9 protein-coding genes and 1 pseudogene are annotated in these 10,155 nt (G+C 73.8%); all 10 read left to right on the forward strand.

What is annotated here, in order from left to right; translation table 11 throughout:
* The first annotated feature begins 302 nt into the window (after positions 1-302).
* Positions 303-1,481, forward strand: coding sequence for a GNAT family N-acetyltransferase (locus CCN42_RS11705; protein ID WP_086735190.1), 1,179 nt, complete (start codon positions 303-305; stop codon positions 1,479-1,481).
* A gap of 111 nt (positions 1,482-1,592) precedes the next feature.
* Positions 1,593-2,906 (forward strand): ATP-grasp domain-containing protein, encoded by a 1,314-nt coding sequence (locus CCN42_RS11710; RefSeq protein ID WP_245877246.1) that lies wholly within the window; start codon positions 1,593-1,595, stop codon positions 2,904-2,906.
* 104 nt (positions 2,907-3,010) lie between these two features.
* Positions 3,011-3,199, forward strand: a complete 189-nt coding sequence (locus tag CCN42_RS11715; protein WP_043502471.1) for a lysine biosynthesis protein LysW — start codon at positions 3,011-3,013, stop codon at positions 3,197-3,199.
* On the forward strand, positions 3,196-4,089 hold the full coding sequence (locus CCN42_RS11720) for a RimK family alpha-L-glutamate ligase (RefSeq protein ID WP_245877247.1): 894 nt from the start codon (positions 3,196-3,198) through the stop codon (positions 4,087-4,089). The genes CCN42_RS11715 and CCN42_RS11720 overlap by 4 nt, the downstream gene beginning before the upstream one ends.
* 76 nt (positions 4,090-4,165) lie before the next feature.
* Positions 4,166-4,807 (forward strand): degT/DnrJ/EryC1/StrS aminotransferase, encoded by a 642-nt coding sequence (locus tag CCN42_RS11725; RefSeq protein ID WP_086735191.1) that lies wholly within the window; start codon positions 4,166-4,168, stop codon positions 4,805-4,807.
* Positions 4,804-6,123, forward strand: a complete 1,320-nt coding sequence (locus CCN42_RS11730; protein WP_086735193.1) for a DegT/DnrJ/EryC1/StrS family aminotransferase — start codon at positions 4,804-4,806, stop codon at positions 6,121-6,123. Before CCN42_RS11725 ends, CCN42_RS11730 begins: the two co-directional genes overlap by 4 nt.
* Positions 6,116-7,177: an N-acetyl-gamma-glutamyl-phosphate reductase gene (gene argC, locus CCN42_RS11735; protein ID WP_245877248.1), complete on the forward strand. Its 1,062-nt coding sequence runs from the start codon at positions 6,116-6,118 to the stop codon at positions 7,175-7,177. The genes CCN42_RS11730 and argC overlap by 8 nt, the downstream gene beginning before the upstream one ends.
* Positions 7,174-9,048, forward strand: coding sequence for a M20/M25/M40 family metallo-hydrolase (locus tag CCN42_RS11740; RefSeq protein WP_086735194.1), 1,875 nt, complete (start codon positions 7,174-7,176; stop codon positions 9,046-9,048). The genes argC and CCN42_RS11740 overlap by 4 nt, the downstream gene beginning before the upstream one ends.
* Positions 9,045-9,884, forward strand: coding sequence for a 1-deoxy-D-xylulose-5-phosphate synthase N-terminal domain-containing protein (locus CCN42_RS11745; protein ID WP_086735196.1), 840 nt, complete (start codon positions 9,045-9,047; stop codon positions 9,882-9,884). Before CCN42_RS11740 ends, CCN42_RS11745 begins: the two co-directional genes overlap by 4 nt.
* A gap of 45 nt (positions 9,885-9,929) precedes the next feature.
* Positions 9,930-10,155: pseudogene (locus tag CCN42_RS11750) on the forward strand (transketolase family protein); the annotation flags it as partial.

A 10,155-nucleotide genomic window follows, 5' to 3' on the forward strand; every position in this document is an offset into this window, starting at 1 on the left:
GGTCCTCGCCGACGCGGTGGCGGAGAAGTTCGGCGGGGACAGCGTCACCGAGACCCGCCGCAACGTCCGCTCCTACCTGGGCGCTCTCACCGACTTGACACCTTGTGCGGGCGAACGTGGTGCCCGTGGCCGGAATTCGGCAGAGTGAGAGAGGCAGAGAGGAAACAGTCGTGAATCCCCTCGAATTCTCCGCCCCGGACGCCGTACGTCGACTCGAAATGCGGTGGGGAAACGATCCGCTCCTGAATTCCGCGCCACCGCGTTCCGATTCACCGCTTTCCGAGCCCCGGAGAGAAACGACCATGACCGGCCTTCCCGAATTCGACGACCACCTCGGCGGAACGTCCCCGGACACCTGGGACTCCCTCGCCGCCGGCCGTCTCTACTCCTCCGCCGACTGGCTCCGGTTCTGCGCCACCGACATCGGCGGCCGGACGGCGACGGGCGCGGTGCGCACCGGTGACGGCGCGGTCCCGGTCACCGCGCTGGCCGAGGAGCCCAACTCCTTCTACCAGTGGCACACCCAGCTCGCCGCGCGCGGACTGCCCTCCCCCGCCCCGGCGGGGCTGCTGGTGGGCCAGCGGCGCGGTTACCGCACCAGCCTCCTCACCCGTGACGGTGTCGAGGCGGGCCGGGCGGCGCCGGGCCTGCTGGACGCCGTACGGGACCTGGCCGCCCGGCTGCCCGGCACCGAGCTGCTGCCGGACGCGGCGGCGGACCGGCCGGCGCCCTGCGTGGCGAGTTTCGTCGCCACCGAGGACGCGCTGGCGCTGCGCGCGGCCGGGGTGGCGACGGTGCCGGTGCTGCTCACCACGGACGCCTGGGTCGACGTGCCGGAGGGCGGCTGGGACGCGTGGCTGCGGACACTGCCGTCCAAGGGCCGCAGGGACTCGGTGAAGCAGGAGGTCAAGGCGTTCGCCGCGGCGGGGTACGAGATCACCCGGGTGCCGCTCGCCGACAGTTACGCGGAGGCGGCCGGGCTGCTCGCGGCCACCCAGCGGCGCTACGGCCACCCGTACGACCTGGAGGTGCTCACCGAGTCGTTCCGGCGGCAGGCGGCGGCCATGGGCGAGCGCGCCGAGGTGCTGTTCTGCGCCCGGCCGGGCGAACCCCCCGTCGGTTTCAGCCTGTTCTACGTCCACGGCGACACGCTGTACGTGCGCGCGGTCGGCTTCGACTACGACCGGCTGGTGCGCGGTGCCGCCGAGTACTTCAACCTCGTCTACTACACGTCGGTGCGGATCGCGGCCGAGAGCGGGCTGCGCTGGATCCACCCCGGCATCGAGTCGCCCGACGCGAAGGCGCTGCGCGGTGCGCGGCTGCGGCCGCTGTGGCTGCTCGACCTGAGCGAGGACAGCGTCCTGGCCGGGGAGGGCGAGCGGATCCGCGCGTACAACACGGCGCGCACCGCCGAGCTGGCCGCGATCTCGCCGGCCGTGTCCAAGGCCCTGGAGAGCGAACTCTTCGCGCCCTTCTGCTGAGCGCGGTCCCCTCTGCGCCGCCTCCCCTCACCGCCGTACCCCGGCACGTCACCCGGCTCCGCCACCCGCGGGCCCCGTCATGCCCGAAAACACCCGGAAGGGGTTCCCACCGTGTCCCGCGACACCTCCGTCAGCGCCCCGGACCGGCCCGAGGCCGTCCTGTTCATGGGCGATCTGGTCGTTCTGGCCCGGCAGGGCCGGCTCGTCCAGGAAGCGCTCGCCCGCGATCTCGTCCCGCTCGCCGTGGTGTCCACCGACACCGACCTGGCCCGGCTGGACGCCGTACGCTCCGACCCGGCCCACTCGCTGCACGGCCTGGGCGAGGTCGTGCAGGTCGCCGACGCCCGGATCGCGTCCGTGCTGCCCGCGGTGCAGCCCCTGCTGAGCCGCTACGACGTGCGCGGCGTCATCTCCGTCGGCGAGGTGTTCGTCGAGCCGGTGGGCGTGCTCGCCGACTGCCTGGGCCTGCCCGGCACCGGCTCCAAGGCCGCGGTGATCTGCCGCAACAAGCTGCTCCAGCGCACCGCCGCACCGGAGTTCTCGCCGCGCTGGCAGGTCGTGCCGGTGGCCGAGCGGGCCTCCTTCACCCTGCCCGCGGACCGCTTCCCGGCGGTCGTGAAGCCGGCCGGGCGGTTCTACAGCTCGGGGGTCACCGAGGTCGCCGGGCAGGAGGAACTCACCGCCGCGCTCACCCAGTTCGGGGACGACGAGATCTCCCTGGTGGAGAGCCGGGTGCACGGCCCCGAGTTCTCCGTCGAGGCGCTGGTGCAGAACGGCGAGGTGCTGTGGTCGGGGGTCACCGGCAAGGAGACCAACGAGCACGAGGGCCCCTACTTCACCGAGCTGTCCCACACCAGCCCCGCCCTGCTGGACCCGGCCGACGAGGCCGCTCTGATCGCGGCCAACACCGAGATCCTGCGCCGGGTCGGCGTCCGTGACGGCATCACCCACGGCGAGTACCGGCTCACGGCCGACGGCGTGGTGCTGATGGAGATCGCCGCGCGGCTGCCGGGCGACGCGATCACCTTCCTGTGGGAGCTGGCCACCGGAGTGCCGGTCGAGCCGATCATGCTCGACCTCGCGCTGGGTGTCCCCACCCGTTACCCCGCCCCGCGGCGCCGGGCCCGCCAGCAGTTCGTGGACCACCCGCACGGGGTGCTGCGCGACGTCACCGCCGAGGGCGCCGAGGTGTCCTGGCCCGCCCGCGACGACCGCTGGCCCGCGCTGACGCCGGTCGCGGCCGACGCCGAGGCCGGACTGCGGGGCGTCCTGGTGGGCCGGCTGCCCGGCGACGTGCTGGGTGTGCAGGAGCACTCCGGGCACCGCTCGGCCTCCGTGGTCGTCGACGCGCCGCTCGACGCCGACCTGGACCTCGCGGCCAAGCGGGCCGTGGCCCAGGTGTCGCTGCACGTGGACCCGGCCTGAGGCCTCAGGCCCCACAGGCCCCCCGAACCACCCAGACCTTCACCGAGAAGGCCGGCGCCGGAGTGGAACCGGACGCCGGAGCACAACACGACGAGAGGTATGAGATGACCACCGCCATCACCGCGCCCCAGTGCCTGGTCTGCGACTCCGAGTTCGAGATCGACGCGGACTGGGAGAAGGGCGAGATCACCGAGTGCGGCGCCTGCGGCCAGGAGCACGAGATCGTCGAGAAGACCGACGCCGTCGTCCGGGTCGAGCTGGCGCCCGAGGTCGAGGAGGACTGGGGCGAGTGACCGCCGACCCGGAGGTCCTGCTGTCCGTCACGATGCTGCGGCCCGACGAGAAGCTGCTCCTGAACGCGCTGCGCGACCAGGGGCTGCGGGTGCGGACCGCGCTGCCGGCGGACCTGACGGAGGTGCTGGCGGGGCGCGTCGCCCCGCCGGCCCTCGGCCTGATCCGCAACCTGTCCCACCGCGAGGCGCACGGCACCGCCCAGCGCCTCGAGGTCGCCGGAGTCACCACCCTGAACCGGGCCTCGGCGATCGAGATCTGCAACGACAAGGGCCTCCAGGCCCTGCTGTTCGCCCGGTACGGCATCCCGCACCCGGTCACCGTCCACGCCTTCGGCTACGACCAGGTCCGCGAGGAGGTGGCCGGGCTCGGCCACCCGGCCGTCGTCAAACCGGTCAGCGGCTCGTGGGGGCGCGGCGTGTCCCTGCTGGCCGACGGACCGGGCACGGAGGCGTGGATCGGCGGCCGGGAGTCCGTGGACGCGGCCGGGAAGCTCTTCCCGGTCCTGGTCCAGAGCTACGTCGACAAACCCGGCCACGACCTCAGGGTCGTCGTCGTGGGGGACACCCCGGTGGTGGCGATCCAGCGGGTCTCCGAGGACTGGCGCACCAACACCCACCTGGGGGCCGAGATCCGCCGGACCGAGATCACCCCGGAGATCGCCAAGCGCTGCGCGCAGGTGGTGGAGGCCCTCGGCGAGGGCTTCTACGGGGTCGACCTGGTCGAGGACCGCACCACCGGCGAGCTGATGGTCCTGGAGGTCAACGCCAACCCGGAGTTCGCCAAGTCGTCGGCGCGGCACGGCGTCGACGTGGCGGGACTGCTCGCGGCGTACACCGCCCGCACCGTCGCGGCGTACGCGGACCGCACCGCCGGCGCGGACGCCGGCTGATCCGGGCCCGCGCACGGGGCGCAGGCCCCACCGATCCGTTCCGACTCGCTCGGACACAAGGAGAAACCGGACAACCATGGAACTGTTCGACACGGCGACCGTGCTCACCCGGGTGCTCACCACGGGTGTGGTCATGAGCATCGAGAAGAACGACCGCGAACTGCCCGGCCTGGAAAGGCTCCTGACCAAGCGCACCGGCCGTGCCAGGGCCGTGCTGGTGAACAGCCGCAGCGCCGCCGTGCACTCGGCGCTGGCCGGGCAGGGCATCGGCCACGGCGACGAGATCCGGCAGCGCGGTCTCGGCGAGAAGGACCGGGCCTTCCTGGCCTGGCTCGGGGTGACGGTCCGCGAGGACGGGCCCGAGGACGCCACGCCCGCCTTCGACCACATCGCGCTGGACGCGGGCGACGTCCACCGGCTGGGCGAGCTGGCCGCCGAGGCCACCGCGCCGGCGCTGGTGGTGGACCTCACCGGTCTCGGCTTCGGCCCGGCCGCCGCCGTCCTCACGGACGACCCCGCCCTGCAAGCCCGCGCCGAGCGGCTGAAGATCTTCGGCGCGTACGACCTGCGGACCATGTGGACCCAGCAGGAGGACGCCGCCGACCTGGTGCCCGGCGTCCAGTTCAACTACCGGCTCAGCCCCCTGGTCGCCGCGTGCGTCCGTATGGCCCTGGGCCAGGCCACCCGTACCCCGGCATCCTCCGGAGCTGCCTCGTGATCACCGACTTCCCCAAGAACCCGCTGCCCCTGCCGGACCCGGCCGAGGTCGGCGCGGAGCTGGCCGCGTTCGGCGGCGGCCAGATCATCCCCAAGGACCTGCGCCGGACCGTCTTCCCCGTCATCACCAAGGAAGACGTGTTCACGCTGATGCTCGCCCAGCGGCAGGCGCCCGAGAAGGTCGTCGCCGACTTCGCCGAGGCCTACCGCGCCTACGTCGGCGCCGGCTGGGCGCTGCCCACCGCGAGCGGCACCTCCAGCCTCCACCTGGCCCTGGTGGGCGCCGGGGTGCAGCCGGGCGACGAGGTGATCGTGCCCGCGTTCACCTTCATCGCCACCGCGCAGGCCGTCGTCGCCGCGCACGCCGTCCCGGTGTTCGTCGACATCGACCCGCGCACCTACTGCATGGACCCCGAGGCCGCCGCCGCGGCGATCACCGGGCGCACCCGCGCGATCATGCCGGTCCACGTGCACGGCCTGCCCGCCGACGTGCCCGCGCTGCGCGCCCTCGCCGACAAGCACGGCATCGCGCTGGTCGAGGACGCCTCCCACGCGCACTCCGCCCGCATCGGCGAGCAGGTCGCCGGCTCCTTCGGCGACGCCGCCGGGCAGAGCCTGATGGCCGACAAGAACTTCCCGCTCGGCGGGGAGGGCGGCATCGCCTTCTTCCGCGAGGAGTCCGCCTACCGCCGGGCCGCCGACTACGTGCGCCGGCACGGCATCGACTACGAGATGTCGTGGATCGCCGCCGCGTTCGGCAGCGGCCAGCTGGCGCGTCTGCCGTACTACGACGCCGTCCGCGCCCGCAACGCCCGCGTGCTGGGCCAGGCACTCGACGAGACCGGCCTGTTCTCGGCGCCGTACGTCCCCGAGGGCCACGTCCACGCGTACAACATGTACCGGATCGGCCTGCACCCCGAGCGGGCCGGCCTGGAGGACCTGCCGGTGTGGGCGGTCAAGGAGGCCGTGCACGAGCTGCTGGTCGCCGAGGGCGTCCCGGCGCGCGAGTGGCAGAACACCCCCATCCCCTGCCACCTGCCGTTCCGGCACCGCGACGGGTTCGGCGGCGGCTACCCGTTCTCCCTCAACCCGGGCGCCGTGCGCGACCACCGCCCGCAGGACTTCCCCGTCACCGTCGGCATGCTGGAGAGCACCCTGGTGCTCTGCCGCGAACTGCGCGCCCCCGTCGAGTACGAGCGGCTGCTGCGCTACGCCGACGCGTTCCGCAAGGTGGCGCGCCGCCCCGACGCGATCCGCAAGCTGGTCGCGGACGGCGACTACCGCCGCCCCTACGAGAAGGCGGCCCGCCTTGGCTGAGCACATCGGCGGCACCGACCCCGCGATCCGCGTCGCGATCGTCGGCGCCAGCGGCTACACGGGCGGCGAGCTGATCCGGCTCCTGCTGGACCACCCGAACGTCGAGATCGTCTTCCTGTCGGCCGAACGGCACGCCGGCAAGGCGATCGGCGCCGTGCACCCGTGGCTGCGCAACTGCCCGCGCATGTCCAAGCTGAAGTTCCGGCCGCTGGACGAGCTGCCGGACGTGGACGTGGCGTTCAGCTGCCTGCCCACCGGCGCCCTCCCCGAGCGGCTGCCCGTCCTCGCCGAACGCGCCAAGCGGGTACTGAACCTCGCCGGCGACTTCCGGCTGCGCGACCCGCACGAGATCCAGGAGCACTACCCGAAGTCGGCGGCGCACCCGCCGCTGGAGGACTTCGCCTACTTCGTGCCGGAGCTGACCCCGCACCTCCCCGAGGGCCGGTTCGTCAGCCTGCCCGGCTGCATGGCCGTCGCCAGCATCTACGCCCTCTACCCGCTGCTCGCCGGGAACCTGATCGGCACCCGGGTGATCGTCGACGCCAAGACCGGCTCCACCGGCGGCGGACGCAACAGCGGCGAACCCCCGGCCGAGCGCTCCGGCAACTTCCGGGTGCACAAGCTGCACGGCCACCGGCACGTGCCCGAACTGCACCAGGCGCTCACCGAGTTCACCGGCTCCGCGCTCGACCTGCAGTTCTCCGCGCACAGCCTGGACGTGCCGCGCGGCATCCTGGTCACCGCCTACAGCCAGCTGCTGCCCGGCGTGGAGCCCATCGACGTCAAGCGGGCCTACGCCAAGGCGTACGTCGGCAAGCCGTTCGTCCGGGTCCGCCCGGCGCCCAAGGCCCCGCACGACTTCCCGATGCTCAAGGCGGTCGTCGGCTCCAACGTCGCCGAGGTCGCGGTGTCCGTGCGGGACGGCGAGTGCGTGGCCGTCTCCGCCATCGACAACCTGGTCAAGGGCGCCGCGGGCCAGGCCGTGCAGGCCATGAACATGCTGCACGGGCTCGACGAGGGCGTCGGCCTGCCCCGGACGGCGGTGGCACCGTGAGACCGCTGTACGTCATCAAGGCCGGCAGCGCCACCCTGGACCGCGGCGGCATCTTCGGCGAGATCGCCGAGCTGGTCGCGGGCGGCGCCCGGGTGCTGCTCGTCGCGGGCGGCGCCACCGGCATCGCCCGCCACTACGCGGACATCGGCCGCCCCATGCCCGAACTGCGGCTGCCCAACGGCGACTCGGTGCGCTACTGCCCGCCACCGGAGATGGCCCACATCGTCGACGCCTACGAGCGGGTCACCCTGCCCGCCGTGGAGCGGGGCCTGGCCGCCGTCGGCGTGACCGCCTTCACCTCCGTCGCCGCCCGCGGCGGCCTGGTCGACGGCCGCGCCAACCGGCCGCTGAAGACCGTCACCGCCGAGGGTCGGGCCCGCGTGGTCCGCGACCACCGCGCGGGCGTGCCCGCCGACGTCGACGTCACCCGCCTGACCGTGCTGCTCGACACCTACGACGTCGTCAGCCTCAGCCCGCCGGTGCGCGACCCCGAGGGCGGCAGCCCGCTCAACGTGGACGCCGACATGCTGGCCGCCAGGCTCTCCGTCGCCCTCGACGCCGACCACCTGCGGCTGGTCACCGGCACCGCCGGACTGCTCACCGACCCGGCCGACCCGTCCTCCACCCTGCGCCACGCCCACCGGGGCGAGGCCGCGCGGTACGCGGGCGGGCGGATGCGGCAGAAGGTGCGCGCCGCCGAACTCGCCCTCGACGGCTCCGCCGACGTCGCCATCACCGGCCCGCACACCATGGCGGACACCTCCTCCTGGACCCGCTTCTGGCGCACCCAGGGCCCCGACGCCGACCTGACGCTGCTCACCCGGGCCGTCGGCGTGCCCTCGGTCTCCGGTGACGAACGCGAACTCGCTGCGCTGCTGCGCGACTGGTGCGCCGAACGCGGCATCGACGCGACCGTCGACGAGGCCGGCAACCTGGTCGCCACCCGGGGCACCGGCACCCGGCGCCGGCTGCTGCTCCTCGGCCACCTCGACACCGTCCCGCACCGCTGGCCCGTCGAGTGGCGCGGCGAGGAACTGTGGGGCCGCGGCAGCGTCGACGCCAAGGGCTGCCTGGTGAACTTCCTCCAGGTGCTCGCCGACGCCGAGGTGCCCGCCGACGGACAGCTGCGCGTGGTCGGCGCGGTCGAGGAGGAGATCTCCTCCTCCAAGGGCGCCTTCCACGCCCGCGACCACTACCCGGCCGACGCCGTGGTGATCGGCGAGCCCAGCGGCTCCGGCACCCTCACCCTCGGCTACTTCGGGCTGTTCAAGCTGCGCGTCACCGTCAGCGTGGCCAGCGGCCATTCGGCGGGCATGGACGCGGTCACCGCGCCCGACGCGCTGGTGCGGGCCCTGGAGGACATCCGGGACGTGGTCCGGCAGGAGGCGTCCGACGCGCTCAGCGCCGTCATCGACATCAGCTGCCGCACCGGCCGCGAACACCACCAGGCCGTCGGCATCCTCAACTTCCGGGTGCCGCCCGGCGCCGACCTGGAGCTGCTGCGCAAGCTGGCGCTCGACCAGGCCGGTCCCGGGGTGCGGATCGAGGTGCTGCGCGCCACCCCCGGACACGCGGGCGGCCGTACCGGCCCGCTCGCCAAGGTGTTCGCCCGCGCCTTCGCGCAGGCCGGGATCCGGCCGCGGCACGTGGTCAAGAAGGGCACCTCCGACATGAACACCCTGGCCACCACCTGGCAGGGCGTGCCGATGGTGGCGTACGGGCCGGGCGACTCCGCGCTCGACCACACCGACACCGAACGCATCGGCGCCGGTGACGTGCGCACCGCCCGGCGGGTGCTCGCGGACGCCGTGGCCCGCTGGTTCGCCCTGCCGGCACCCGAGCGGACCCGTCCGGAAGGAGCCACGCCATGACCGTCCCCCTGCGCGACGCGCCCGTGGAGATCACCGAGGAGCCGGACGGAGAGCGGATCGACGCGGTGCTGCGCGAGCGGGCCACCGCCGCCCGGAAGCTCGTCGTCGACATGGCCGCGAGCCCGCGCGGCTGCCACCTCGGCGGCAGCCTGTCCGTGCTGGACATCCTGATCGCCGCCCTGCACCGCGCCGAGCGCGGCGACGGCACCGAGGTGGTGCTCAGCAAGGGCCACGCGGCGGCCGGGCTCTACGCCGCGCTGCACGTCAGCGGCATCCTGCCGGAGAACCCCGCCCCGCACTACGGCATGGCGGGCCACCCGTACACCGGCCACCCCAGCGCCAAGGTGCCCGGGGTGCGCTTCCCGACCGGCAGCCTCGGCCACGGCGTGCCCTACGCGGCCGGCTGGGCGCTCGCCCGCAGGCTCGCCGGGCAGCAGGGGCTCGGCATCGCCGTCGCCGGCGACGGGGAGCTCCAGGAGGGCCTGGTGTGGGAGACCTGCCAGGTCGCCGCCGCCCAGCGGCTCGGCAACTTCGTCCTCGTCGTCGACCGCAACGGCGGCCAGAACGACGGCATGGTCGCCGACATCTCCCCGATGCCGCTGCTCGCGGAGCGGTTCGTCGGCTTCGGCTTCAACATCGCCACCGTCGACGGCCACAACCTGTCCGCGCTGCGGGCGCTGCTCGACGAGGACCGCACCGGCGCCGACCGGCCGCTCGCAGTCATCGCCGACACCGTCAAGGGCAAGGGCCTGCCGCCCGTCGAGGGCAAGGCCGCCTCGCACTACGTGACCATCGACGCCCAGCGCGCCGCCAAGTGGAAACGGATGATCGGATGACCCTGTCGGGGCGCGACGCCTACCGCGCCGAACTCACNNGGCGCCATGCTCGACATGGCGGCCGGGATGGCCGCCGCCGGCTACCGGCCGTTCGTGTCCACGTTCGCGCCGTTCGCGGCGCTGCGCGCCGCCGAGAGCATGAAGCTCACCCTCGGTTACCTGGCCGCGGGCGTCACCGTGGTCGCGCCGTACGCCGGGGTCGCCGGGGCCTGGTTCGGCACCACCCACCACTGCCTGGAGGACCTGGCGCTGCTGCGCAGCATCCCCGGGG

This window comes from Streptomyces glaucescens (assembly GCF_002154375.1).
In the GTDB taxonomy this organism is placed as follows: Bacteria; Actinomycetota; Actinomycetes; order Streptomycetales; family Streptomycetaceae; genus Streptomyces; species Streptomyces glaucescens.

Bases quoted from the DNA above. Each gene is read 5' to 3' on its own strand.
- CCN42_RS11705 (WP_086735190.1), top strand. From the start codon at position 303: ATGACCGGCCTTCCCGAATTCGACGACCACCTCGGCGGAACGTCCCCG.
- CCN42_RS11715 (WP_043502471.1), top strand. From the start codon at position 3,011: ATGACCACCGCCATCACCGCGCCCCAGTGCCTGGTCTGCGACTCCGAG.
- CCN42_RS11725 (WP_086735191.1), top strand. From the start codon at position 4,166: ATGGAACTGTTCGACACGGCGACCGTGCTCACCCGGGTGCTCACCACG.
- CCN42_RS11745 (WP_086735196.1), top strand. From the start codon at position 9,045: ATGACCGTCCCCCTGCGCGACGCGCCCGTGGAGATCACCGAGGAGCCG.